Below are 23,195 nucleotides of genomic sequence, written 5' to 3'. Positions count from 1 at the left end.
TGGAGCCTGGGGTCTAGCGACTACCTACCTTGAGCGGCTGGGTAGGCGCCGGCAGGCTGGCGAGGACCGCGTCGCGCTGACGCTTGAGGGCAGCCAGGGTGGTGGCATCGGCCATGGGCACCGACTGGGCGTCGACGGTCATGCCCGGGCGCACCCGCTGCAGGCCGTTGACCACGATGCGATCGCCGGCTTCCAGCCCCTTGCGCACGATGCGCAGGCCTTCCAGGCGCGGACCCAGGTCGACGGTGCGATAGGCCGTCTTGCTCTGGCCATCCACCACCAGCACGAATTTCTTGCCCAGGTCGGTGCCCACGGCGGCGTCCTGGATCAGGGTACCGTCGTAGGTGCCGCTGCCCACCAGGCGCAGCCGGGCATAGAGCCCCGGGGTGAAGCGACCGTCGGCGTTGTCGAACACGGCGCGACCATGGATGGTGCCGGTGCGCGGATCGAGCTGGTTGTCCATGAAGTCCATGTGGCCTTCATGGGAAAAGTCGTCCTCGTTGGACAGCGCCATGTAGACCGGGCTGGCCGTGCCGCGCTGACCCTGGCGAGCCAGGGCCTGCTGCTTGAGGAAGACACGCTCGTCGGCGTCGAAATAGGCATAGACCTTGTCGGTGGAGACCAGGGTGGTGAGGCGGGTGTCGCCGGCGTTGACCAGGTTGCCGGCGGTCACCTCGGCGCGGCCGACGCGCCCGTCGATGGCGGCGCGGACCTCGGTGAAGCCCAGATTCAGGCGCGCGGCATCCAGTTGTGCCTGGGCCGCGGCTACGCTGGCCTTGGCTTCCTGGGCGGCGCTGCGGCGAGCCTCGACGATTTCCGCGGAGATGGCGTTGCTGCTGCGCAGACGTTCGCCGCGGGCAGCTTCGTCGGCGGTGCGACTGGCGCTGGCGCGGGCCTGTTGCAGCTCGGCTTCGAGGCGCTTGACCTCGGCCTGGAAGGGGCGCGGATCGATCTGCAGCAGCAAGTCGCCACGCTTGACCCGGGCACCTTCGTGGAAGAGCACGCGGTCGACGTAGCCGGAGACGCGCGGACGCACCACCACGGACTCGGGCGCTTCCAGGCGGCCGGTCACCTCGTCCCATTCCACCACCGGCTGGCGCAGCACCTCGGCGGCGCTCACCTTGGGCGCGGGCGGTGCGGCGCTGGCCTGGGGATGGGAATCGCCGCAGGCGGCCAGGAACAGCGTTGAAGTCAGGGCCAGGGGGCCGAGGGTTTTCGCGAAGAGATCCATGTTCGAGTCCGCCCGAGGTGGAAAGAGGTCAGGGAGGCGAGTCTGCCGCCGCGCGCGGGCAGCGACGAATCGAAGGGCTCGAACTTATTTATCGATGGCGATGATGGTTTTGTTGAAGGTATCGCTGGCGGTGATGGCCCTTGCTGGAAAGGGCCGTCGTTGAGCCGTTCTGCCGGAACAGGGGTGGCTCTGTGCCTCAAAGACTGTCCGGATCGCCAATGAACATCTGGATGCGCGACCTCAGCCAGCGTTCGCCGGGATCGTGATCCTGGGCGCCGCTCCAGGCCATGGGCAATTCATGGCTGCCGTCGCGCAGCTCTTCCGGCGGGTCCTCGTACCTCAGGCCACCGGTGCTGGCCAGCAGGCGCGCGGTGTAGTCCGGCACCATCACCAGCAGATCGGTTTCCGCCAGCAGCGAACCCAGGCCGTTGAACTGGGGCACCGCCAGCACCACCCGGCGCTGGCGACCGAGCTTGTCGAGCAACTCGTCGATATAGCCGGTGAGATCGCCGGCATAGGACACCAGGGCATGGGGGCGGGCGCAGTATTCGTCCAGGGTCAGGCGTCCGGGCTTGCTGTCGGCGCGCAGCACCTTGAAGCCGAAGCGGCGTACCGGCCGGCGCTTGGCATTGGCCGGCAACTCCTCGGTATAGCCCACCGCCACGGTGATCTCGCCGGAGGCCAGCATGCCAGCGGCGGTCAGGTAGTTCATCCGCCGCACCACCAGGGTGGTGCCGGGTGCCTCGATGCGGATGCGCCTGAGCAGCGGCGGCAGCAGGGCGAATTCGACGTCGTCGGACAGGCCGACGCGAAACACCCGGTCGGCGCTGGCCGGCTCGAAACTCTGGGTGCGGCTCACCGCGCTGGAGATCTGGTCCAGTGCCGGCGACAGCAGGGCGGCGATCTCCTGGGCCCGCGGGGTGGGTTCCATGCTGCGCCCGGTGCGGACGAACAGCGGATCGTCGAACAGGGTGCGCAGCCGCGCCAGGGCCGCGCTGATCGCCGGCTGGCCGAGAAACAGCTTTTCCGCGGCACGGGTGACGCTGCGCTCGAGCATCAGGGTCTCGAACACGATGAGCAGGTTGAGGTCGACGCGACGCAGATCGGTACGGTTCATTCAGGCCCCGGCAGGGAGTGGATCGATACCCCCGATGTCCATTATCGATGGGGATGCATAGAATCCTAAGGGAAGGCTGGTTAGAGTCCTAGTCATAGCAGTCCGCCTCGGCAAACGTCCCGGGGTTGGCATCAACGCGAGGTAATGCCATGTCCCGCCTGATCCAGTTCACCGAATTCGGCCCGCCGGAGGTGCTCGCCTGCATCGACCGGCCCACGCCCGTGGCGGGTCCAGGCGAGGTGCTGGTGCGGGTAGCAGCCATCGGCGTGAGCTGGTACGACGTGCTCTGGCGGCAGAATCTGGCGCCCGAGCAGGCCGTGCCGCCGGCCGGTCTCGGCTGCGAGCTGGCCGGGGTGGTCACCGCCCTGGGCGAGGGCGTGGCCGACCTGGCGGTGGGTGATCGCGTGGCCAGTTTCCTGGGGCACGACATCAATCGCTACCCGGCCTATGGCGACGACCTGGTCTATCCGGCCACCTCCCTGGTGCGCTACCCGGACGTGCTCAGCCCGGTGGAAGCCGCGGTGCACTACAACCCGCTGCTCACCGTCTACACCGCGCTGATGCACCAGGCCCGGCTGCAACCGGGCGAATGGGTGCTGATCACCGATGCCAGTCGCTGCTGCGGCCCGGCGTCCATCCAGCTGGCCAAGGCCCTGGGTGCCCGGGTCATCGCCAGTACCCACGATGCCGGCGACCGTGACTACCTGCGGGAGCTGGGTGCGGAAAGGGTCATCGCCGCCGAGGAAGAGGATCTGGTCAGCCGTATCGCCAGCATCACCGACGGCGTCGGCGTGCACGTCGCCCTGGATGCCCTGGGCGGTCCGCAACTGGCGCTGCTCGGCGAGGCCATGGCGCCCCGCGGCCGGCTGCTGCTCTACGGCCTCAACGGGGGCAACCAGACCCCTCTGCCGGCCTGCGCGGCCTTCAAGAAGAAATTCAAGCTCTACATCCACTGCGTGCAGGACTTCACCGGCCAGCCGGAGATGGGCCTGGAAGCCGATTGCGCTGCGGTGCGCGAAGCCCTGCAGCACATCGACCAGCTGACCCGCGATCGCCTGCTCAAGGCGCAGATCAAGCAGGTGTTTCCCTTCGAGCAGTTCGTCGAGGCCCACCGCTGCATGGAGCAGTGCCCCACCCGGGGCCGCGTCGTCCTCAGCGTCGAGTGATGTGCCGATAATAAAAAACCCACGCCTGGGCGTGGGTTTTTTTCATGGCCGCTCGGCCTAGGCGGCGGCTTTCTTCTGCAGCGGCGGCGTGGCGCGGTTGACCCGCGTCTTGGCGCCGAAGAAGGCCACGCTGAGGAAGTGCAGCGGACTGATCCGTTCCAGCACCAGTTTAAGCGCCACCGGCAGGAACAGGCCCATGACCATGCTGACGGTAAAGACCACCCAGACGTCGTGCACCTGCAGCTTGTTCAGCACGATGCGCGCACCCGCGGTGCCGAAGACGTGGAACAGGTAGATCTCGAAGGAGAAGTACCCCAGCCAGGCCAGCGGCTTGAAATAGAAGCGGCGGGCGATCAGCAGGCTGATGGCGGCGAGCCCCAGGGCAGTGCCCACCACGGCCATGTCGCCTTCGTCGAGATCGACCAGCTCGAACAGGTAGGCCTGGTCGATAGCCACCAGGATCACCAGGGCCACGGCCATGGTCACGACATTGCGTTGGGTGATGAGCTGCGCGCCGAAGCGGTAGAGACCCAGGCCCAAGAGGAAGAAGGGGAACAGCTGCACCGCCTTGTAGAGGCTGAACAGGTCCGGGAAGCTCTCCCAGGCGAAGGACGCCGCCAGGGCCACGGCGAACACCAGGCCGAAGTTGCGCAGGGTCAGCAGCAGGCCGGCTTTCTCCAGCAGGGCGATCACCACGAAGATGCAGAAGATCGACTGCAGGAACCAGAAGTGCGCGTAGCTGAAGAAGTAGATGCTGAAAATGTCGGTCAGCTGCGGCTTGTAGTTGGTGTTGGGCACCGCCATCTGCAAGGCGAAGAACAGCGTGGACACCACCAGCAGGGGAATGCCGATGCGTTTGAACTTGCCCTGGTAGAAGCGAGACAGATCGCTGCCGGTATTCACCGGGCGCAGCGCATAGACGTAGCCGGAGATGGCGGTGAACAGCGGCATCCGGACATAGACGAGGGAATCGTAGAGATAGCGCAGCACCGATTCGTCCGGCACCTTCATGCCCAGGGTCGACGAACTGCCGATGACATGGCCCGCTACCATCAGAAACAGCGCCAATCCGCGAATCGTCTCGATGCGCAGATCCTTTTCAGGCGTGGTCTTGGTCATGCTGAGTCCTCTGTACTAGCTAAGCGAGACAGCGTTTCCACGGGAGTGGGAAAGGATGTCGGCGCATCAGATCATCTGAGCCCGGTGAGCTTAGGCTAGTTCGTTAGCTTCCTTGCGGTAAGGACGGGAAAAGTCCGGCTTTTCTTGCGCTGCATCACTTTTCTGTGAATCGATTCCTGGAAGTGTGAACTTGCAACGGCTGCGAACGGCGTTGATTAAGGTGGCATTGTGCCAGGCTTAAGCTGTTCTTAAGCCAATCCGCGGTAGGGCGGAGGCGGCCGGTCAGGCCGCCCTAGAGAGCACCTAGACGAACGCCTTGCCGTCCAGAATCGCCTTGCGCCAGCGGGTGATGCGCACCTCGCCCGGCAGACCGGCGCTGGTGAAGGGATCGCGGGCGATAAAGGCTTCCGCCTCGGCGCGGGTTTCCACATCGACGATGTAGACGCTGCCGCTGGCGGTCTCGCCATCGTCACTGAGTTTGGCGCCGCAGGCCAGCAGGGCAGCGGCGTTCTCGCGCAGGAAATCCAGGTGGGCCGGGCGATGCTGCTGGCGCAGGGCCAGGCTGTCCGGCTTGTCGAAGGTCTCGATCAGAAAAGGCATGGCAGGCTCCGATAGGGTCGACGGCCCCGGTGGCCGCCGCTGGCGCAGGGTGGCGCGATCCTAGTGTCAGCGTCAATCGGACCTTGGCCTGCTCTCCCTGCCCGGCCCGGGCATAGCCTTAGCAGAGAAACGTATTAAACATCTTGGTCTAGGTAGGCCAGGCTTACCTTTCCAAATGGAATATCAGGAAGGTCGCCATGTTTCGCTCCCCTCTCCGACGCTGGCTGGCGCAGGGCGCCGTTCTGCTACTGGCACTTGGGATGCTCGCCCCGGCCCAGGCCGCCGACCAGGTCCTGCGCATCGGCTATCAGAAGGGCGGCGGTCTGCTGGCGGTGCTCAAGGCCCAGGGCACTCTGGAGCAGGCCCTGGGCGCCCAGGGCTATCAGGTGAGCTGGCGCGAATTCCAGGCCGGCCCCCAGTTGCTGGAGGCCCTCAACGCCGGCAGCATCGACGTCGGCTACACCGGTTCACCGCCGCCGATCTTCGCCCAGGCGGCCGGGATCGACCTAGTCTACCTGGGCGCGGAACCGGCCAGCGAGGCGGTTGAGGCCATCCTGGTGCCGACCGCCTCGCCGATCCGCGACGTGGCTGGGCTCAAAGGCAGGAAGGTGGCGGTGCAGAAGGGCTCGAGCGCCAACTTCCTGCTGGTCGCCGCCCTGGAAAAGGCCGGGCTGAGCTTCAAGGACATCCAGCCGGTCTATCTGCCGCCCGCCGATGCCCGCGCCGCCTTCGCCAACGGCTCGGTGGATGCCTGGGTGGTCTGGGACCCTTATCTCGCGGCCATCCAGCAGAGCCAGCCGGTGCGGGTGCTGGCCGACTACAAAGGGCTGTTGCATGCCAACAGCTTCTATGAAGGGTCGCGCCGCTTCGCCGACGCCCATCCCGAGGCGATCCGCCTGCTGCTGGCGGAACTGGCCAGGGCCGGCGCCTGGGCCAATGCCCACAAGCCGGAGGTGACGCGCATCCTGGCCGAGCAGATCGGACTGCCGGAAGCGGTGATCGCCACCTGGCAGGCGCGTACCGGTTATGGCGCGACGGCGCTGACGCCGGAGATCATCGCCACCCAGCAGCAGACCGCCGACATCTTCAAGGCCCAGGGGCTGATCCCCCGGGCGGTGGACGTCAGCCAGGCGGTTTGGCGGGCGCCCTAGCAGACTTTGAGTGGTCTCTAGGCGCGGCGGGGCAGGAGGTAGCCCAGCAGGAACATCCCGGCGGCGGCCACCACCACCGAGGGGCCGGCCGGCGTGTCCTGGTACCAGGACAGGGTCAGGCCCAGGCAGACCGCGGCCATGCCCAGCAGGCTGGCGCCACAGGCCATCTGCTCGGGGCTGCGGGCATGGCGCTGGGCGGTGGCGGCGGGAATGATCAGCAGCGAGGTGATCAGCAGCACCCCGACGATCTTCATGGCCACGGCGATGACGATGGCCACCAGCAGCATCAGCGCCAGGCGGATCCAGGTCACCGGCAGGCCTTCGACCTGGGCCAGCTCCTCGTGCACGGTGATGGCCAGCAGCGGACGCCACAGGCAGGCCAGGGCCACCAGCACCACGGCGCTGCCGCCAAGGATCCAGCGCAGATCGGCCGGGCCCACCGCCAGCAGATCGCCGAACAGGTAGCTCATCAGGTCGATGCGCACCTCGTGCATGAACGACAGCGCCACCAGCCCCAGCGACAAGGTGCTGTGGGCAAGGATGCCCAGCAGGGTGTCGGCGGCCAGGCCGCGGCGGCGCTGCAGCACCACCAGCACCACGGCCAATGCCAGGCAGCCGACGGTGACGGTCAGGGTCGGACTGACATCCAGCAGGAAGCCCACGGCGACCCCGAGCAGGGCGGCGTGGGACAGGGTGTCGCCGAAATAGGCCATGCGCCGCCAGACCACGAAGGAGCCGAGGGGACCGGCAACGAGGGCGAGGGCGAGACCAGCGAGCAGGGCATACAGCAGGAAATCAGCCATGCTTGCAGTGGGCTCCATGGACATGCGGGGTCTTGACCACGCTGCCATGCAGGTCGTGGGCGTGATCGTGGTGATGGTGATAGACGGCGAGGTTGCGCGCACTCTGGCCGAACAGCGCCTGATAGGCCGGATCGCCGCTGACCTGCTCGGGATGGCCGGAGCAGCAAATGTGGCGATTCAGGCAGATCACCTGGTCGGTGGCGCCCATCACCAGATGCAGGTCGTGGGAGACCATCAGCACGCCGCAGCCATGGCGCTCGCGCAACTGGCCGATCAGTCGGTACAGCTCGCTCTGGCCGTTGATGTCGACGCCCTGCACGGGCTCGTCGAGCACCAGCAGTTCGGGCTGGCGAAGCAGCGCGCGGGCCAGCAGCACCCGCTGCAGCTCGCCGCCGGAAATGCTCTGCAGGGGACTGTCGATGACGCCCTCGGCGCCTACCTCACCCAGGGCGGCCAGGGCACTGGCGCGATTCACGCCCGGCACCAGGCGCAGGAAACGCAGCACCGACAGTGGCAGGGTGGCATCCACCTGCAGCTTCTGCGGCATGTAGCCAATGCGCAGCCGCGGGCGACGCCAGACACTGCCGCGATCGGGCGTGAGCAGGCCGAGCACGCTGCGCACTAGGGTGGTCTTGCCGGCGCCATTGGGGCCGATGAGGGTGACGATGCGGCCGGGGTCCAGGGTCAGGCTGACCTGGTCGAGCACCGCCTGCCCGGCAAAGGTCACGCCGACATCCTGCAGCCGGATCAGCGCCTCGCTCATGCCTGCTTCCGGCAGGCGGCGCACTGACCGACCACTTCCACGGTCTGGCCTTCCACCTGGAAGCCCACGGCGCTGGCGCCGTCGAGGATGGCCTGGTGCACCGCCGGCTGTTCCAGCTCGATGCTCACCTGACAGCTGCGGCAGATCAGGAACTGGCCCTGGTGGGCTTCGCCGGGATGGTTGCAGCCGACGAAGGCGTTGAGCGAGGCGATGCGGTGCACCAGGCCGTTCTCGACCAGGAAATCCAGCGCCCGGTAGACGGTGGGTGGCGCGGCTCGGCGGCCGTCCTGCTCGCTGAGCACGGCCAGGATGTCGTAGGCGCCAAGCGGCTTGTGGCTTTGCCAGACCAGCTCCAGCACCCGCTTGCGCAGGTCGGTGAGGCGCACGCCGGCGCGGCTGCAGAGTGTGTCGGCCTCGGCCAGCGCGTGGGCGACGCAGCGCGAATGATCGTGGGGCCGAAAGGCCAGGGGGGCGTCGGACATGAAACAGTACCTTGAGAGCCAGGACGTTATTATATTGCACCTCTCTTAAGAATCGGGATTTTCACGTGCCGCGCCTCCTACCCCTCGTCGCCTCCCTGCTGCTCGCCTGCACCCTGCTGCCCGCCCAGGCCGAGGTGAAGGTGCTGACCAGCATCAAACCCCTGCAACTGATCGCCGCGGCCATCCAGGACGGCGCCGGTCAGCCGGCTGTGCTGCTGCCACCGGGCGCCTCGCCGCACCATTACGCCCTGCGGCCCTCGGACCTGCGCCAGGTGCGCGAGGCCAACCTGGTCTACTGGATCGGCCCGGATCTGGAGACCTTCCTGCCGGCGGTGCTTAAGGAACGCCAGGGTCCCAGCCTGGCCATCCAGGAATTGCCCGGCCTGCATCTGCGCCGCTTCGGCGCAGAGCATGCGAACGCCCATGACGACGATCACGGCGATGAGCACGAGCACGAGCACGAGCACGGGCATGCGCACGGTGATGAACAGGGCGGCGAACCGGAATACGCCCACGACCACGACCATCGTCCGGGCAGCCTGGATGCCCATCTCTGGCTGAGCCCGGCCAATGCCCGGGTGATCGCCACCCGGCTGGCCGCCGACCTGAGCCAGGCCGATCCGGCCAATGCGCAACGCTACGCAGCCAACCTCAAGACCTTCGAAAGCGCACTGGCCGCCAAGGATCAGAGCTTGCGCACCCAATTGGCGCCGCTGGCCGGCAAGCCCTATTTCGTCTTTCACGAGGCGTTCGACTATTTCGAGGAAGCCTATGGCCTGAGCCATCGCGGCGTCTTCGCCTTGGGCGCCGACGTCCAGCCCGGTGCCCGTCACGTAGCCGCCATGCGCGAAGAACTCAAGGCCGCCGGCCCGACCTGCGTCTTCACCGAGCCGCCGCTGCAGCCAAAGATCGCCACCACTCTGAGCAGCGGTCTGCCGGTGACCCTGGTGGAGCTCGATCCCCTCGGCGCGCACATTCCGGCCGGCGCTGAAGGCTATGTCCAGGTCCTGCAGAACGTGGCCGACACCCTGGGCGGCTGCCTGGGCAAGCTGCCCTGACCCTCCGCCGGGCGACGGATCGGTAACCGCTGCCATCCGTCGCTCTCGGGCCACTTCGCGGCCGTTCAGCTTGCGTTCAGGACGAGTTCAGGCAGCGTTCAGGGCCATTGGCCTAATCTGCAACTGTCAGATCAGCAACGCCGAGGTCGCCCGGACATGTTCACCCTAGCGCAGCTCCCGCTACGGCAGATCGTCTGGACACTTCGACCCGACCTGGCGATGTTCATCCTTGTAACTCCACTGCAGGGTCACCAAGTCAGCTCTGGTCCCCTGTAGCCGTCTCGCGACGGAGCCGTCCCCCAACGGCAGTTTCCGATCCCCATGAAGTGCTCCTTACCTCTCCAACTGGAGAGGTTTTTTTTGCCTGGAATAAAGTGAGTGACGCCGTCCATATATTCCCCGCGCTCGCCGTCAGCCCGCCAAAGCCGCCATAATCGGTGCCGGGGCGTCGCTGCGCGCAGCGTGAGCTACGTGCGGTCGCAGCCACAGAGAGTCTCGTTAGCTGTTCAGGAGTCTGCATGAAGATCCTCGTCGTCGAAGACGAAAACCTGCTGCGCCACCACCTCAAGGTGCGTCTGGGTGAAGCCGGTCATGTCGTCAATGCCGTGGCCGATGCGGAAGAAGCGCTCTACAGCGCCCGCGAATTCCACCACGATCTCGCCATCATCGACCTGGGCCTGCCCGGCATGAGCGGCCTCGATCTGATCCGTCAGCTGCGCAACCAGGGTGCCACCCTGCCGATCCTCATCCTTACGGCCCGCGGCAGCTGGCAGGACAAGGTCGAGGGCCTCGGTGCCGGGGCGGACGACTACGTGGTCAAGCCCTTCCAGTTCGAAGAGCTGGAGGCGCGCCTCAATGTGCTGCTGCGCCGCTCAGCGGGTTTCGTCCAGCCGAGCATCCGCGCCGGCTCGCTGAAGCTGGATCTGGGCCGCCAGCAGGCCTTCAACGAAGAACAGCCGCTGCAGCTGACCGCCTACGAATACCGGCTGCTGGAATACCTGATGCGCAACCACCAGCAGGTGATCACCAAGGAGCGGCTCATGGAGCAGCTCTACGACGATGACGGCGAGCATGACAGCAACGTCATCGAGGTGCTGGTCGGCCGCCTGCGGCGCAAGCTGGAAGCCAGCTGCCAGATGCAACCCATCGAAACGGTCCGGGGCCGCGGCTACCTGTTCACCGAGCGCTGCCAGTGATCCGTTCCTTTCGCGTGCGGCTGCTGCTCAGCGCGGCGCTGCTGGTGATCGTCTGCCTGGCGCTGATCGTGCCGGCGATCCGCAATGCCTTCGACCGTACCGTGGAAAACTTCGTCGCCGCGCGGCTGGAGGCCAACGCCAACACCCTGATCGGCGCGGCGCGAGCCATCGACGGGCGCCTGGCGATGCCGGAGATGATCGCCGAGGAGGTCTTCGACCGACCCGGTTCGCCGATCCTCGGCTATGTCTACGACCAGAACGGTCGCCTGCTCTGGCGCTCGCGCTCGGCGATCAAGGAGCGGCCCAACTACCGGCCGACCTTCGACGGCGGCGGGGTCAAGCTGGTCAAGGCCACCGATGACCAGGGCCAGGGCTTCTTCGTCTTCGATCGCGAGGTGCTGCTGGGCAATCCGCCGGTGGCCGGCTTCAGCGTGGTCACCATGCAGCCGGCCGAGGAATACGAACGGCTGCGCGCGACCTTCGTGCATCAGGTGATTCTCTGGCTGGTCGGGGTGCTGGGTGCGCTGCTGGTATTGCTGGCCCTGGTCATGCAGTGGAGCCTGAGACCGCTGCGCCGCCTCAGCCAGCAGCTGGACGCCGTGGAAACCGACCAGCGTGAGCTGCTCGACGAAAAGAACGTGCCCAGCGAGATCAGCCGCCTGATCCGCTCGCTCAACCGCCTGCTCGATCACGAACGGCTGCAACGCGAGCGCTACCGCGACACCCTGGGTGATCTGGCCCACAGCCTGAAGACCCCCTTGGCGGTGTTGCAGGGGGTGACCGAAGAGTTGCGCCGGCAGCCGCAGCTGGATCAGGAGGTCGGCACCCTGCAGACCCAGATCGAGCGCATGAACCAGCAGGTGATGTACCAGTTGCAGCGGGCCACCCGCCAGGGCGGCGCGGTGCTCAGCCGGCCGCTGGAACTGGCGCCGCTGCTGGACTCCCTGTTCAGCACCCTGGACAAGGTCTATGCCGAGAAACGCGTTCAGGCCGAAATGGACCTGCCGCCGAATCTGCGGGTGCAGGCCGAGGAAGCCGCCATGCTGGAGGTGTTCGGCAATCTCCTGGAAAACGCCTATCGGCTCTGCCTGACCCAGGTGCGGGTCAGCGCCCGCCGCCATACCGAGCACTGGGTGCTCGACATCGAGGACGACGGCCCGGGCATCCCAGCCGAACGGCGCGAAAGCGTGCTGCGCCGCGGCATGCGCATGGACAGCCGGCACCCGGGACAGGGTATCGGCCTGGCGGTGGTCCAGGACATCCTCGAAGGCTATCGCAGCAGCCTGACCATCGACGAGTCGAGTCTGGGCGGCGCCCGTATCCGCTTCCGCCTGCCGGCGGCGATTTCCCCGGAGCGGCCTTCCTTGGTGCACAATGGCGCCAGGACGTGACCCATGGGTCATGGCTTGCGTCTGCTCCTGATAGTGAAATTCTGTCTGTAAGGACCCCGGCATGAGCCGCGACTGCCGTCACCTCGAATCCCTGTTGCACCACGATATTCCCATCACCAAGGCCCTGGGCCTGGAAGTCCGCGACTGGAGCGAGCAGCGCCTGCAGCTGCATGCTCCGCTGGATGCCAACATCAACCACGCCAGCACCATGTTCGGCGGCAGTCTCTATTGCGTGGCCGTACTGGCCGGCTGGGGCTGGCTGTACCTGCGTCTGCGCGAAGCCGGCATCGAAGAAGGCCACATCCTCATCCAGGAAGGCCAGATCAGCTATCCACGGCCCATCACCGCCGACGCCCTGGCCTATGGCGAACCGCCCGAAGCCCGCGCCTGGGAGCGCTTCGAGACCACCTTCCGTCGCCGCGGTCGCGCGCGCATCACCCTGCAGTCGCGCATCGTCACGGAGAGCGGTGAGGATGGGGTGCGCTTTATCGGTCAGTACGTGCTGCACCGCTGACAGCGGGCGCGGCATGCAAAAGGGCGACCCTGGGGTCGCCCTTTTTTGTGGCCGTTCCCCGACTAGCCGTGGGGGTGCGGCTCGGACTTCGCCTGCTGGGCGGTATTGGTGTCGGGCAGGTTGTCCGGCGGCACGGCCAGGGCCCGCAGGGCGCCGGACATGATCTCGCTGAAGGTCGGCGCCGAAACCAGGCCGCCGAAGTAGCCTTCCTTGGTCGGGGTATCCAGCATCACCGCCAGCACCAGCTTGGGATCGGCCGCCGGTGCCATGCCGACGAACATCGAACGATAGGCATGCTCGGTGTAGCTGCCGGAGCCGGCCTTACGCGCGGTACCCGACTTGCCGGCCACGTGATAGCCGGGCACCCGGGCGCGGATCACGCCACCGTCGTCTTCCACCACATGGTTGAGCATCATGCGAATGCGCCGGGCGATGGTCGGGTCCATGGCCTGGACGCTCTGCTGCTTCTGGTCCTTGAGCAGGGTCAGGGGCGTCAGCTGGCCGTCGTTGGCGATCACCGAATAGGCCTGGGCCAGTTCGGCGACGTTGACCGCCAGGCTGTAGCCAAAGGACATACTGGCCGTGGCGATCTGCGACCACTTGGTGTGGCCGGGCAGGTAGCCGGCGTTCTCGCCCGGGAAGCCCAGTGCCAGGGGGTTGCCGAAGCCGACCCGGCTGAGCTGTTCGTAGATGGGCAGCGGCCCGATCTGCAGGGCCACCTTGCTCATGCCGATGTTGGAGGAGTTGAGCAGCACGCCGGTCATGGTCAGTACGCCGCGCTTGGCCACGTCGTGGATGGTATGACCGTCGATGGTCATCCAGCCCGGCGCCACGTCCACGGTGCTGTTCTCGTTGAACTTGCCCGAGGCAAGGGCCACCGACATGCTGAACGGCTTGATCACCGAACCGGGCTCGAAGGCGTCGGTCAGGGTGCGGTTGCGCATGTTGGGGATCTGCAGGGTTGCGCGGTTGTTGGGGTTGTAGGAGGGGAAGTTGGTCATCGCCAGGATCTGGCCGGTCTTGGGATTGACCAGCACCGCCGACCCGGACTGGGCGCCGAACTTCTCCACCGCGGTCTGCAGGGCGCGATAGGCAATGAATTGCAGGCGTAGGTCGATGGACAGGGCGACGTCTTTGCTCGGTTGCGGCTGGCGCACTACGCGGATGTTCTTGACCACCGAGCCACGCGGATTGATCAGCACCTCGCGCACGCCGCCCTTGCCAGCCAGCCAGTCCTCGAAGCCGAGTTCCAGTCCCTCCTGGCCATGGCCGTCGATGTTGACCATGCCGATCACCTGGGCTACCAGGTCGGAGCTGGGGTAATAGCGCTTGTATTCCTTGATCTGGCGTACCCCGGGCACGCCAAGGGCCATGATGTTCTCGCCATCGATGGGCGACAGCGCCCGGGCCAGGTAGAGGAAGTGCTTTTCCGGATGGCCGAGGATCAGGTTGCGCAACTCGGCTTCGGGCTTGTGGATGGCCTGGGCCAGGCGACCCAACTGGTCGGCGCTGTCCTGCATCTCGGCTGGATTGCACCAGATGGTCACCACCTCGGTGGAAACCGCTAGAGGCGCACCGTTGCGGTCGGTGATCATGCCGCGGGTGACCGGAATGGGAATGTGGCGCACCGAGCGGCGGTCGCCCTGGTCGCCGAGGAAGGCGGCGTCGATCAGCTTGAGGTAGGTGATGCGGCCGGCGACCACGCAGGTCAGCAGGATCAGCACGGCGACCACGACATAGAAGCGATAGCGGGGTGCGGCCGTCATGGCGGCTCCTGCGCGAGAAGAGGGCTTGGGCATGGTCACAACTGGTTACAACCGTCAGGGACGCGCATGGTAACTGGTCCAGCCATCGGCCGGAAACCGCTGGGCGGTCAAGGGCGGTACACTGCGTACATGAGCGACATCCCCCTGCACGACCTTTCCACCCCTATTGTGACCTGCGAGAGCTGTCAGGCCTGGTGCTGCCGCCAGGAAGTCCTGCTGTTCGACGATGTCGGCGTGCCTGCCCGCTACATCGAGGAGGACTGGACCGGCACCCGCATGAGGCGTCTCGACGACGGCTGGTGCGCGGCCCTGGATCGTGAGCAGATGAACTGCAGCATCTACGAGGTACGCCCCTGGGTCTGCCGGATCTTCGACATGGCCGGTCCGGAATGCCTGGAAGAACGGGCGGACATGAAAAGGGCGATGGAGAGCGGCGAATTCTAGCGTCGCCCTGGCCGTGATCAGGTGTGTACAGGGTGGATAACGGCGCCAGCCTTATCCACTTGGTATTGGCGAGCGGCCTGTGGAAAAAAACGTTGCGCGGTTTTCCACGCTACAGGGCTGATCGTGGGCCCATGGCCGCGATCAGAGCCTCAACGCAGCTTTTGCGGCTTGTAGGCGCAATAGTTCGGACGCGGACCGACCCTTGGGTGGTTGCGGCAGGTTTCCGGACGCTGGTCGTATATGGTGCACAGCCGCGTCTTGGGATGCAGATAGATGCAGTCGTTGTTGGACAACCGCACCAGGGTGAACAACCCGGTCTTGGCGTTGAGGCGTTCGACCACGCCGTCCTTCTTGAGCCGCTTGGCGATGTCCTTGAGCGGCTCGCCCTTCTCGAACTCATCCACCACGCCCATGCGGATCAGATCGGACAGGCGGGCTTCCACCGGCAGGGTGCAGCAGCTGGACACGCAGTCCAGGCACATGGCCTTGTCGTAACGGATCCAGGTTTCGGTGCGATCGAGATCGGCACCGAGAATGCGCAGTATCTGAGCCATGGCTTACTCGGCGAAGGTGACCTGACCATCGGCCAGGGAGGCGACACGGGCTAGGGATTCGACGCGATAGCCCTGGGCATCCAGTTCGGCGCGACCGACTTGGAAGGACTTCTCGATGACGATGCCCAGACCTACGACCTGGGCCCCGGCCTGACCGATGATGGAGATCAGCGCCTTGGCCGCCTTGCCGTTGGCGAGGAAGTCGTCGATGATCAGCACCCGATCGTCGGACGAAAGGTGCATGGTAGAGACGGCGATCGTACTTTCCGTCTGCTTGGTAAAGGAGTAGACGCTAGCCACCAGCAGGTTGTCGGTCAGGGTCAGTGACTGGTGCTTGCGGGCAAAGATCACCGGCACGCCCAGCTCCAGTCCGGTCAGCACCGCCGGGGCGATCCCCGAGGCTTCGATGGTCACGATCTTGGTGATGCCGGCGTCGGCGAAGCGGCGGGCGAACTCCTGACCGATGTCGCGCATCAGCGCCGGATCGATCTGGTGGTTGAGGAAGGCATCGACCTTGAGCACCTGCTCGGAGAGTACTTGGCCTTCGCTGCGAATCTTGGCTTTGAGGCGTTCCACGCGGACGGTCCTTTAACGGCAACGCCCGGGCCTGAGTACAGGACCGGGTCTGGGAATACGGGAGGGCGGCGATTGTGCCCTATCTTTCAAGAAAGTCGTTAGTTTGCCGACAAATCGTCTTATAGCTATCCGCAACGGATAGCGAACGCTTGCCGGTGGCTGGCACAGGAGTGGTCGAACATGGGTGTTTTGTTGTCACCGGGGATTCGCGTATTGAGCCAGTTCGGCTTTGCCCGCAAGTTCGCCCTGCTACTCGTGCTGTTCATCCTGCCCCTGGCGGTCAGTCTCTGGCTGCTGGGCGCCGATTTCCAGGCCAAGCTGGCCACCGTCAGTGGCGAGCACAGTGGTGTGCGGCTGCTGCAACGGCTCGACGCCGTGGAAGAAGAACTCACCCTCCGGCGCAACCTGACCGCGCGCTGGAAGGCGATCGACACCAGTCGCCAGGAGACGCCGGCCGTGCAGGCCGCCATCGCCGCCCTGGAGAGTCGCAACGATAGTCGTCGCGAGCGGCTCGCCCGGCTCGGACAGCAACTGGAGATCGAAGGGGCTGGCGCGGATGTGCAGGCCCGCTTCAAAACCCTACAGCAGGCGCTCGCCGGGCTCGAGGTCGCGGATCTGCGCGGCCTGGGCTGGTGGCCGGACGGCTACGACAGATTCACCGCCGCCCTAGGCGCCGTCCAGGCGCTGCGCGAGGAAATTGCCCTGGACAGTGGCCTCATCCTCGATCCCTGGCTGGAAACCTATCTGCTGATGCAGATCGGCACCACCCAGTCGGTCGAGTTGTACGAACGCCTCGGCCGCCTGGCCAGCGTCGGCCAGGCCAGCGTGGTCTCCGGCCAGTTCAGCCTGCAGAGCCGCCTGCAGCTGCGCGACCTGCGCGCGCGTGTCGGTGACTCCAGCGAGAGCCTGGCCAAGGTCGCTGTCTTGCTCGGCAACAAGCTGCCCGCCGACATGGCCGGCTGGAAGGACGACTACCAGAAGGTCAGCAGCCAGCTGGACGCCAGTCTCAAGACCCTCGATCAGGGGGTGTTCGGCGGCGAGATCACGCTCAAGCCGGAGCAGTTCGAAGCCACCCTGGACGGGGTTCTTCAGGGTCTGCAGACCTTCCGCCAGCAGACCCTGAAGAACCTGGATCAACGGCTGCAATACTATGGCGCCGATGCCGTGCGCAGCTTTGGCGCCATCGCCGCCGGCTTCGGTCTGCTGCTGGTGGTGACCTGCTATCTGCTGCTGTGCATGCAGGCTGCCATTCGCGGCAGTGCGCGGCGCATCACCACCCTGGCCGAAGGCCTGCGCGATGGCGATCTGACCCGCTCGGCGCAGGTGAGTGGCGAGGACGAATTGGCCGAGATCGGGCGCGCTCTGGACCTGGCCGTGGTGCAGCTGCGCGGCAGCCTGCAGGCGGTCGAGCAGGAGAGTCGCCAGGTGGGCACGGCTTCCGGCGAACTGGGTCAACAGGCCGAGGCGGCGCTGGGCGCTGTCGAAGCCCAACGCCAGCAGATCACCCAGATCGCCACCGCGGCCACCGAACTGGCCGCGACCGCCCAAGGCGTGGCGCGGAGTTGCGAAGAGGCCGCCGGCCGCGCCGAGCAGATGCGCGGCATCGCTGAGGCCAGCCAGAGCGACAGTCGCCAGACCACGGCCAACATTCAGCGCCTCAACCAGCGCCTGGACGAGACGGCTGGGGCCATGGCCCAGGTCAATGCCCAGGCCGGGCAGATCCAGCAGGTGGTGGACGTCATCCGCGGCATCGCCGAACAGACCAACCTGCTGGCGCTCAACGCCGCCATCGAGGCGGCCCGGGCGGGTGATCAGGGAAGGGGTTTTGCAGTGGTCGCCGACGAGGTGCGTTCGCTGTCGCAGCGTACCCAGGCCTCCACGGCGCAGATCGCCGGGACCGTCGGCAGCCTGAGCGGCACCGTGGCCCAGGCCGTGTCCCTGATGCAGGATGCCTGTGGCCAGGCCGCCAGCGACGCCCAGTCGATCACCGGGCTGGGACGGCGACTGGAAGAGATCGCCGAGTCGGTACAGGGCGTCTCCGACACCCTGGTGCAGATAGCCACCGCCGCCGAGCAGCAGGCGGTCACCGCCGATCAGGTCAGTGGCAACATCCAGCAGGTCGATGGGGCCGCGGCCGATCTGCTCGGCAACGCGCGCACGGTGCAGAGTACGGCGGTGGGTCTGGAGGCGGGCAGTCGCACCCTGACAGCCAACACCACCCGTTTCCGCCTGGGCTAGAGCGCAGAAGGGGCGCCTCTCAGGGCGCCCCTTCCACTCACGGAATGGCTGATCAGGCGCGGGTATCGAGCAGCCGGCCCAGGGTTTCCTGCGAGGCCTGCATGACCTTGGTACCGGCCAGCGCCTGGTACTTGCCGACATCCAGATTGACCAGTTCGCTGGCCAGATCGGCCTGGCTGTTGGTGGTCGCGCCCAGGGCTTGCTGCTCGTTGCGCGCCGTCTGGGAGGCGAGGGCGGCACCGGCCTTTTCGACCGTACGGCTACCGTTCTGGTAGGCCTGCACCCCGGCATAGAGCGAATTGCTTGATGTCACGTTCATGGACAGGGTCCTCGACGGTGATGTCAAAGGGCTATTGAAGCAGCTTTGACGCCAAAGAACCAGCAGTCCGTGTCGCCGCCTGTGTCCGGCTATTGCCGGATGGTCGCCCGGTTGCCCTGGCCGCTCTGGCGCAGATCGAGGCCGTTGCCTGGGCTTGCCTGACTGATCGAGGCGTACTGGCCAGCGCCCTGCTGGCTGGCGCTGACCCGGGCATCGCTGGCCAGCCCCGCCTGCAGGAGATGGCCGTCGCCCACCTGCTCGACGCCGAGTTCGACGTTGTCGCCGACCCAGACCGCACTGATCTCGTTGTCGTTGCCATGGGCAGCCAGGGTCAGGTGGGAATCGTTACCGCCGATCAGGACGCCGGCGCTGTTGCGCTGGCCCTGCTGTTGCAGTTCGAGGCGATTGCCATTGCCGGTCACGCTCGCCTGGACCGCGTTGTCGTCGCCCAGCTGGCGCACGCTGACGCTCTGGGGGCGATCGGCGCGGCTGTTCTGCTGCACCGCCGCGCTGTTGCGCTGGCCGATCTGGACCAGCTCCGCGTCCTGCTGTCGCGTGCTCTGGCGAATCGTCGCCCGGTTGTCGTCACCCCGCTGCTCGACCACCGCCCGATTGGCACCGCCGCCCTGCAGCAGCTCGACCTCGTTGCGCGCGCCCAGGCTCAGTACGTCCTGGACATGATCGTCGCCCACCTGCCTGAGTCGCGCGGCGCTGTCGCGACCATCCTGGAACAGATTCAGTTCGTTGCGCTCGCCCTGTTGCTCGATGCGCAGCCGCTGATCGTCACCGCCCTGGCGTACCAGGGCTTCGTCGAGCAGGCCGCGCTGGACGATGTCCACCGTGTTGCGCTGGCCATGGCCCTGATAGACATAGGCGTGGCTCTGGCTGGCCTCGCGCTGGTCGATGAGGACCTCGCGCGCACCTCCGGCCGCCTGGGTGACATTGGTGAAGTTGCCGACGCCGCCCTGCTCGACGCGGGTGCGGTCGCCCTGGGAGGCGCTCTGGGTGAGATAGGCCTGGCTGGCACGACCGCTCTGGCTGACCTCCAGGGTGCCCTGGCGGGTATCGGGTTCCTGGGTCAGGAAGGCGCCGAGGCGCTCGCCGCGCTGCTCCACGAGGGTCTGGTTGTCCAGCGCCCAGGCATGGCTGGTCAGGCCGAGCAGGCCCAGGCAGGTCAGGAATTTGAAGGTAGGCACTGGGGCGATCCGGCAGCGGTAGACAGGGCAGTCTGCCGCCGGCCTGGCCCTGCGGCCATCGCCCGAAAGACTGATATCAGCCCGGCAGGCGCAGGTGCGCGGCGACTGCGGCAGGGGTGGCCGCGGCCAGGTGCGGCACCGTGCCCAGGCAGGGCGCCGGCAGGCGTTCGTGCAGGGTGGCGAGGTTGTCGTCCAGACGCAGGGTGGCCGGGGCCACCAGATTGGCCACCCAGCCGGCCAGTGGCAGGCCGTCGGCGAGGATGGCCTCGGCGCTGAGCAGGGCGTGGTTGATGCAGCCCAGGCGTACTCCCACCACCAGGATCACCGGCAGACCCAGCTCGCGGGCCAGATCGGACAGGGACTCGCGGCCGGCCAGGGGCACGCGCCAGCCACCGGCGCCTTCCACCAGGCTGAAATCGGCCTGCAGCGCCAGTATCCGCCGCACCGGTGCAGCCAGGGCGGCGACGCTGAGGTCGATGCCGGCTTCGCGGGCCGCCAGGTGCGGGGCGATGGCGGGTTCCAGGGCGATGGGATTGATGTCGCTGTAGCCGAGCGGTAGCGAGGTCTCGCCGAGCAGCGCCAGGGCATCGCCGTTGCGCAGTCCCTCGGCGGTGCGCTCGCACCCGGAGGCCACCGGCTTGATCCCGGCGGTGGCGAGGCCCTGCAGCCGGGCTCGGTGCAGCAGCCCGGCGGCGATGGTGGTCTTGCCGATCTCGGTGTCGGTGCCGGTGACGAAATAGGCGGGCATGGCGGTCATTCCTTGCGCAGCAGGACGTGGATCACTTGGTAGGTGGCGGGCAGGCCAGCGGGCTCGCGCAGGCCCTCGTAAGCCTGGGTGAAGGCGGCCAGGCGCTGGCGCCCGGTGAGGCCCTGGGGGCGCCCCTGGTTGAGGTTGTGGGCGCCGATGGCCTTGAGGTGCTGGGTCAGGGCGCGCAGATCGGGGAAGTGCAGCCGCTCGGGTGCGACCTCCAGCGTCAGCACCTGCAGGCCGCTGGCCTGGGCGGCTGCGGCATAGGCCGCCTGCTGACGGAAGCGATTGACGTGCACCTGGTCGTCCACCCGGGCCCAGCTCTGGCGCAGTTCGTCGAGGGTGCCGGCGACCAGGCTGCTGAAGGCCAGCACACCGCCTGGCCGCAGGATGCGGCGCGCCTCGGCGAGCACGGCGGGCAGGTCCGGGCACCATTGCAGGGCCAGACTGGAGAGGACGAGATCGCAGCAGGCGTCGCGCAGCGGCAGGCGTTCGGCGTCGGCGGTCAGGTAGTGGCCGGCACCGGCGCCCTGGGCACGGGCATGGCGGAGCATGCCGGGCGCTAGGTCCAGGGCCAGGCTTTGGGCCTGCGGATGGCGCTGGGCCAGGACGCGGCTGCAATAGCCGGTGCCACTGCCCAGATCCAGCCAGCGTTGCGGATGCAGAACGGGTAGCCGGGCGAGCAGGCCGTCGGCGACCCGGCGTTGCAGCAGGGCGGCGCCGTCGTACTGCGCGGCGGCGCGGGAAAAGGACAGCGCCACCTGGCGCTTGTCGGGCAATACGTCAGCCATCGCGTCCTGCATAGATGAATTCACGGATACGGTTGGCCACCTCGTCCGGGCGTTCCAGGGGCAGGCCATGGCTGGCGTGCTCCAGGACCTCGACCTGGGCGTTGGGCAGCTCTTCGCGCAGGGCCTGGGCAGCCGTCGCCGGGACCAGAGCGTCATGGGCGCCGAACAGGTGCAGCTGGGGACCGCTGAAGGCCTGCAGGGCGGCGCGGGTGTCCAGGCGCGCGAGCAGCTCCAGACCGGCGATGACCACCTCGGGGTCGATCTCGGGCAGGGTCACCTGCAACTGGCGGGCAAGGGTGCGGCTGTCGCGCGCGCCCTGGGCCACCAGCAGGGTGAAACGCCTGAGGGTCTGGTCGGCGTCCAGCGAGCAGGCCTCGAAGAAATCGGTGAAGACGCTGCGCGCCATGGCGGTCTGCCAGCCGGCGCGGGCGACGAAGCAGGGATTGCTGGCCAGGGTGATGAGGCCGTGCACGCCCTGGGGGCGGCGCAGGGTGAATTCGCTGGCGAGCATGCCGCCCAGCGACCAGCCGGCCAGCCAGCCGCCCTCGGCGATGCGGGCTTCCAGGTCGGTGAACCAGGCCTGGGTGTCGGTCAGGGTCGGCAGCGGTTCGATCAGCACGTCGAGAAAGGGTGCCTGCTCGACGAGTTCGTCACGCAGGGGCTCCAGCGGAGCGTTGCCCAGGCCCCAGCCGGGCAGCAAGATCAGGGTATCGCGCATGGGTCGGTCACTTATCCGCGTCAGGCGGTAATTCGGCCATGGCCTGGGCCAGAGCGTCGAGCAAGAGGTCCACGTGCGCTTCGCGATGGGCCGCCGTCAGGGTTACCCGCAGGCGGGCACTGCCGGCCGGTACGGTGGGCGGTCGGATGGCGGTGACCAGGATCCCGCGTCGGCGCAGGGCGGCGGAGAGTGCGAGGGCGCGCGCGCTGTCGCCGACCAGGATGGGCTGGATCGGCGTGGCGCTGAGCATAAGGTCCAGGCCGAGAGCCGTCGCGCCCCTGCGGAATCTCTGGATCAAAGTGTGCAGAAGCTCACGGCGCCAGCCTTCCTCACGGACGAGCTGCAGGGCGGCGAGGGTGGCGCAGGCTACCGCCGGCGGCTGGCTGGTGGTGTAGATGTAGGGCCGAGCGAACTGGATCAGGGTCTCGATCAGCGCTTCGTTGCCGGCGACAAAGGCCCCGGCGGTGCCGCAGGCCTTGCCCAGCGTGCCGACCAGCACCGGGACCTGACTCTGGTCCAGGCCGAAATGCTCGACGATGCCGCCACCGCTGGCGCCCAGGGTGCCGATGCCGTGGGCATCGTCCACCAGGGTCCAGGCGCCGTGACGCTGGGCGACCTGGCAGAGTTCGGGCAGGGCGGCCAGATCGCCATCCATGCTGAAGACCCCGTCGGTGACCACCAGGGTGTCGCCTTCGGCCTTGGCCAGGCGCGTGGCCAGGCTAGCGGGATCGTTGTGCAGATAGCGGCCGAATCGCGCGCCGCTGAGCAGGCCGGCATCGAGCAGGGAGGCGTGGTTGAGGCGGTCCTCCAGCACCGTGTCGCCACGCCCGACCAGGGCGGTGACCGCCGCCAGGTTGGCCATGTAGCCGGTGGAGAACAGCAGGGCGCGCGGCCGCCCGGTGAGTTCGGCCAGGGCCTCTTCGACCTGGTGGTGCGGACCGCTGTGGCCGATCACCAGGTGCGAGGCGCCACCCCCCACCCCCCAGCGCTCGGCGCCCGCGCGCAGGGCGGCGATCACCTGGGGGTGATTGGCCAGGCCCAGGTAGTCATTGCTGCAGAAGGCCAGCAGGTGTTCGCCATCCACCACCACCTCGGGGCCCTGGGGCGCTTCCAGCAGCGGGCGGCGCCGATAGAGGTGCTCGGCGTGACGCTGGGCCAGGCGGGCGGCGAGGTCGAAGGCCATGGGGTTCTCGATCAGGTGGCAAGGCCCCTCACCCCAGCCCTCTCCCAGGGGGAGAGGGGGAAGAGCAGGAG

The 23,195-nt window shown here is 67.2% G+C and carries 24 protein-coding genes; 8 read left to right on the top strand and 16 right to left on the bottom strand.

The annotated features are described in order from the left end of the window. Window positions 1-13 precede the first annotated feature (13 nt). Window positions 14-1,231 (bottom strand): efflux RND transporter periplasmic adaptor subunit, encoded by a 1,218-nt coding sequence (locus QE444_RS01375; RefSeq protein ID WP_133860010.1) that lies wholly within the window; start codon window positions 1,229-1,231, stop codon window positions 14-16. 196 nt (window positions 1,232-1,427) lie between these two features. After that, window positions 1,428-2,348, bottom strand: coding sequence for a LysR family transcriptional regulator (locus QE444_RS01370; RefSeq protein ID WP_027597405.1), 921 nt, complete (start codon window positions 2,346-2,348; stop codon window positions 1,428-1,430). Between the two features lie 149 nt (window positions 2,349-2,497). Between QE444_RS01370 and QE444_RS01365 the strand changes: the two genes are divergently transcribed. After that, window positions 2,498-3,514, top strand: a complete 1,017-nt coding sequence (locus QE444_RS01365; RefSeq protein ID WP_133860009.1) for a zinc-dependent alcohol dehydrogenase family protein — start codon at window positions 2,498-2,500, stop codon at window positions 3,512-3,514. Between the two features lie 57 nt (window positions 3,515-3,571). On the opposite strand, the gene QE444_RS01360 is transcribed toward QE444_RS01365, so the two are convergent. Next, complete coding sequence (locus QE444_RS01360) at window positions 3,572-4,633, bottom strand: acyltransferase family protein (protein WP_133860008.1); 1,062 nt, start codon at window positions 4,631-4,633, stop codon at window positions 3,572-3,574. Window positions 4,634-4,936: 303 nt separating this feature from the next. Next, a complete protein-coding gene (locus QE444_RS01355; protein ID WP_007159888.1) occupies window positions 4,937-5,233 on the bottom strand; it encodes a YciI family protein in 297 nt (98 codons plus the stop codon). A gap of 197 nt (window positions 5,234-5,430) precedes the next feature. Here QE444_RS01355 and QE444_RS01350 point away from each other — a divergent pair, with 197 nt between their 5' ends. Beyond that, complete coding sequence (locus QE444_RS01350) at window positions 5,431-6,384, top strand: sulfonate ABC transporter substrate-binding protein (RefSeq protein ID WP_133860007.1); 954 nt, start codon at window positions 5,431-5,433, stop codon at window positions 6,382-6,384. Window positions 6,385-6,401: 17 nt separating this feature from the next. Here the strand turns inward: QE444_RS01350 and znuB are convergent, their stop codons facing one another. Genes znuB through QE444_RS01335 form a run of 3 tightly spaced genes read right to left on the bottom strand, consistent with a single transcriptional unit; the run spans window position 6,402 to window position 8,432 of the window. Then, the gene (gene znuB / locus QE444_RS01345) at window positions 6,402-7,187 is read right to left on the bottom strand and encodes a zinc ABC transporter permease subunit ZnuB (RefSeq protein ID WP_133860006.1); all 786 of its coding nucleotides are present in this window, start codon (window positions 7,185-7,187) and stop codon (window positions 6,402-6,404) included. Next, window positions 7,180-7,950: a zinc ABC transporter ATP-binding protein ZnuC gene (gene znuC / locus QE444_RS01340; RefSeq protein WP_133860005.1), complete on the bottom strand. Its 771-nt coding sequence runs from the start codon at window positions 7,948-7,950 to the stop codon at window positions 7,180-7,182. Before znuC ends, znuB begins: the two co-directional genes overlap by 8 nt. Continuing rightward, the gene (locus QE444_RS01335) at window positions 7,947-8,432 is read right to left on the bottom strand and encodes a Fur family transcriptional regulator (RefSeq protein WP_133860004.1); all 486 of its coding nucleotides are present in this window, start codon (window positions 8,430-8,432) and stop codon (window positions 7,947-7,949) included. Before QE444_RS01335 ends, znuC begins: the two co-directional genes overlap by 4 nt. A gap of 65 nt (window positions 8,433-8,497) precedes the next feature. On the opposite strand from QE444_RS01335, the gene znuA reads away from it, so the two are divergent. The 4 genes from znuA to QE444_RS01315 all read left to right on the top strand — a co-directional run bounded on the left by znuA (window position 8,498) and on the right by QE444_RS01315 (window position 12,591). Further along, window positions 8,498-9,490, top strand: a complete 993-nt coding sequence (znuA, locus tag QE444_RS01330) for a zinc ABC transporter substrate-binding protein ZnuA (RefSeq protein WP_309737172.1) — start codon at window positions 8,498-8,500, stop codon at window positions 9,488-9,490. A gap of 518 nt (window positions 9,491-10,008) precedes the next feature. Continuing rightward, entirely contained in the window at window positions 10,009-10,686 is a 678-nt protein-coding gene (locus tag QE444_RS01325; RefSeq protein ID WP_007159882.1) for a response regulator transcription factor, read from the top strand. Next, on the top strand, window positions 10,683-12,077 hold the full coding sequence (locus tag QE444_RS01320; RefSeq protein WP_133860002.1) for an ATP-binding protein: 1,395 nt from the start codon (window positions 10,683-10,685) through the stop codon (window positions 12,075-12,077). Before QE444_RS01325 ends, QE444_RS01320 begins: the two co-directional genes overlap by 4 nt. Before the next feature lie 61 nt (window positions 12,078-12,138). After that, the gene (locus tag QE444_RS01315; RefSeq protein WP_133860001.1) at window positions 12,139-12,591 is read left to right on the top strand and encodes a thioesterase domain-containing protein; all 453 of its coding nucleotides are present in this window, start codon (window positions 12,139-12,141) and stop codon (window positions 12,589-12,591) included. Window positions 12,592-12,653: 62 nt separating this feature from the next. On the opposite strand, the gene QE444_RS01310 is transcribed toward QE444_RS01315, so the two are convergent. Next, the gene (locus QE444_RS01310; protein WP_133862054.1) at window positions 12,654-14,357 is read right to left on the bottom strand and encodes a penicillin-binding protein 2; all 1,704 of its coding nucleotides are present in this window, start codon (window positions 14,355-14,357) and stop codon (window positions 12,654-12,656) included. 129 nt (window positions 14,358-14,486) lie between these two features. Here QE444_RS01310 and QE444_RS01305 point away from each other — a divergent pair, with 129 nt between their 5' ends. Beyond that, complete coding sequence (locus tag QE444_RS01305; protein ID WP_133862053.1) at window positions 14,487-14,801, top strand: YkgJ family cysteine cluster protein; 315 nt, start codon at window positions 14,487-14,489, stop codon at window positions 14,799-14,801. Between the two features lie 149 nt (window positions 14,802-14,950). Here QE444_RS01305 and QE444_RS01300 read toward each other — a convergent pair whose 3' ends face one another. Together QE444_RS01300 and QE444_RS01295 are read right to left on the bottom strand one after the other, a co-directional pair. Further along, the gene (locus QE444_RS01300) at window positions 14,951-15,355 is read right to left on the bottom strand and encodes a YkgJ family cysteine cluster protein (RefSeq protein WP_093255091.1); all 405 of its coding nucleotides are present in this window, start codon (window positions 15,353-15,355) and stop codon (window positions 14,951-14,953) included. A gap of 3 nt (window positions 15,356-15,358) precedes the next feature. Next, complete coding sequence (locus tag QE444_RS01295) at window positions 15,359-15,931, bottom strand: xanthine phosphoribosyltransferase (RefSeq protein ID WP_007159876.1); 573 nt, start codon at window positions 15,929-15,931, stop codon at window positions 15,359-15,361. A gap of 180 nt (window positions 15,932-16,111) precedes the next feature. Here QE444_RS01295 and QE444_RS01290 point away from each other — a divergent pair, with 180 nt between their 5' ends. Continuing rightward, complete coding sequence (locus QE444_RS01290; RefSeq protein ID WP_133862052.1) at window positions 16,112-18,169, top strand: methyl-accepting chemotaxis protein; 2,058 nt, start codon at window positions 16,112-16,114, stop codon at window positions 18,167-18,169. A gap of 52 nt (window positions 18,170-18,221) precedes the next feature. Here the strand turns inward: QE444_RS01290 and QE444_RS01285 are convergent, their stop codons facing one another. From QE444_RS01285 to bioF, 6 genes are all read right to left on the bottom strand, one after another. Then, the gene (locus QE444_RS01285; protein WP_058791715.1) at window positions 18,222-18,488 is read right to left on the bottom strand and encodes a hypothetical protein; all 267 of its coding nucleotides are present in this window, start codon (window positions 18,486-18,488) and stop codon (window positions 18,222-18,224) included. Between the two features lie 89 nt (window positions 18,489-18,577). Further along, window positions 18,578-19,684 (bottom strand): hypothetical protein, encoded by a 1,107-nt coding sequence (locus QE444_RS01280; protein ID WP_309737170.1) that lies wholly within the window; start codon window positions 19,682-19,684, stop codon window positions 18,578-18,580. Between the two features lie 76 nt (window positions 19,685-19,760). After that, window positions 19,761-20,432: a dethiobiotin synthase gene (gene bioD, locus QE444_RS01275; RefSeq protein WP_273862431.1), complete on the bottom strand. Its 672-nt coding sequence runs from the start codon at window positions 20,430-20,432 to the stop codon at window positions 19,761-19,763. Between the two features lie 5 nt (window positions 20,433-20,437). Next, window positions 20,438-21,223, bottom strand: a complete 786-nt coding sequence (gene bioC / locus QE444_RS01270; protein ID WP_405046395.1) for a malonyl-ACP O-methyltransferase BioC — start codon at window positions 21,221-21,223, stop codon at window positions 20,438-20,440. Further along, the gene (locus QE444_RS01265) at window positions 21,216-21,941 is read right to left on the bottom strand and encodes an alpha/beta fold hydrolase (RefSeq protein ID WP_285385695.1); all 726 of its coding nucleotides are present in this window, start codon (window positions 21,939-21,941) and stop codon (window positions 21,216-21,218) included. The genes bioC and QE444_RS01265 overlap by 8 nt, the downstream gene beginning before the upstream one ends. A 7-nt stretch (window positions 21,942-21,948) precedes the next feature. Then, window positions 21,949-23,124, bottom strand: a complete 1,176-nt coding sequence (gene bioF, locus QE444_RS01260; protein WP_309737169.1) for an 8-amino-7-oxononanoate synthase — start codon at window positions 23,122-23,124, stop codon at window positions 21,949-21,951. Window positions 23,125-23,195: the final 71 nt, after the last annotated feature.

This window comes from Pseudomonas sp. SORGH_AS_0199 (assembly GCF_031453735.1).
GTDB lineage: Bacteria > Pseudomonadota > Gammaproteobacteria > Pseudomonadales > Pseudomonadaceae > Chryseomonas > Chryseomonas aestiva.
This window is presented reverse-complemented; position numbering and strand designations above follow the sequence as displayed.

What these genes read in the sequence shown, in the direction of transcription:
- QE444_RS01375 (WP_133860010.1), bottom strand. Translation starts at nt 1,231, where the DNA reads ATGGATCTCTTCGCGAAAACCCTCGGCCCCCTGGCCCTGACTTCAACG.
- QE444_RS01370 (WP_027597405.1), bottom strand. Translation starts at nt 2,348, where the DNA reads ATGAACCGTACCGATCTGCGTCGCGTCGACCTCAACCTGCTCATCGTG.
- QE444_RS01365 (WP_133860009.1), top strand. Translation starts at nt 2,498, where the DNA reads ATGTCCCGCCTGATCCAGTTCACCGAATTCGGCCCGCCGGAGGTGCTC.
- QE444_RS01360 (WP_133860008.1), bottom strand. Translation starts at nt 4,633, where the DNA reads ATGACCAAGACCACGCCTGAAAAGGATCTGCGCATCGAGACGATTCGC.
- QE444_RS01355 (WP_007159888.1), bottom strand. Translation starts at nt 5,233, where the DNA reads ATGCCTTTTCTGATCGAGACCTTCGACAAGCCGGACAGCCTGGCCCTG.
- QE444_RS01350 (WP_133860007.1), top strand. Translation starts at nt 5,431, where the DNA reads ATGTTTCGCTCCCCTCTCCGACGCTGGCTGGCGCAGGGCGCCGTTCTG.
- znuB (WP_133860006.1), bottom strand. Translation starts at nt 7,187, where the DNA reads ATGGCTGATTTCCTGCTGTATGCCCTGCTCGCTGGTCTCGCCCTCGCC.
- znuC (WP_133860005.1), bottom strand. Translation starts at nt 7,950, where the DNA reads ATGAGCGAGGCGCTGATCCGGCTGCAGGATGTCGGCGTGACCTTTGCC.
- QE444_RS01335 (WP_133860004.1), bottom strand. Translation starts at nt 8,432, where the DNA reads ATGTCCGACGCCCCCCTGGCCTTTCGGCCCCACGATCATTCGCGCTGC.
- QE444_RS01325 (WP_007159882.1), top strand. Translation starts at nt 10,009, where the DNA reads ATGAAGATCCTCGTCGTCGAAGACGAAAACCTGCTGCGCCACCACCTC.
- QE444_RS01315 (WP_133860001.1), top strand. Translation starts at nt 12,139, where the DNA reads ATGAGCCGCGACTGCCGTCACCTCGAATCCCTGTTGCACCACGATATT.
- QE444_RS01310 (WP_133862054.1), bottom strand. Translation starts at nt 14,357, where the DNA reads ATGACGGCCGCACCCCGCTATCGCTTCTATGTCGTGGTCGCCGTGCTG.
- QE444_RS01305 (WP_133862053.1), top strand. Translation starts at nt 14,487, where the DNA reads ATGAGCGACATCCCCCTGCACGACCTTTCCACCCCTATTGTGACCTGC.
- QE444_RS01300 (WP_093255091.1), bottom strand. Translation starts at nt 15,355, where the DNA reads ATGGCTCAGATACTGCGCATTCTCGGTGCCGATCTCGATCGCACCGAA.
- QE444_RS01290 (WP_133862052.1), top strand. Translation starts at nt 16,112, where the DNA reads ATGGGTGTTTTGTTGTCACCGGGGATTCGCGTATTGAGCCAGTTCGGC.
- QE444_RS01285 (WP_058791715.1), bottom strand. Translation starts at nt 18,488, where the DNA reads ATGAACGTGACATCAAGCAATTCGCTCTATGCCGGGGTGCAGGCCTAC.
- bioD (WP_273862431.1), bottom strand. Translation starts at nt 20,432, where the DNA reads ATGCCCGCCTATTTCGTCACCGGCACCGACACCGAGATCGGCAAGACC.
- bioC (WP_405046395.1), bottom strand. Translation starts at nt 21,223, where the DNA reads ATGGCTGACGTATTGCCCGACAAGCGCCAGGTGGCGCTGTCCTTTTCC.
- QE444_RS01265 (WP_285385695.1), bottom strand. Translation starts at nt 21,941, where the DNA reads ATGCGCGATACCCTGATCTTGCTGCCCGGCTGGGGCCTGGGCAACGCT.
- bioF (WP_309737169.1), bottom strand. Translation starts at nt 23,124, where the DNA reads ATGGCCTTCGACCTCGCCGCCCGCCTGGCCCAGCGTCACGCCGAGCAC.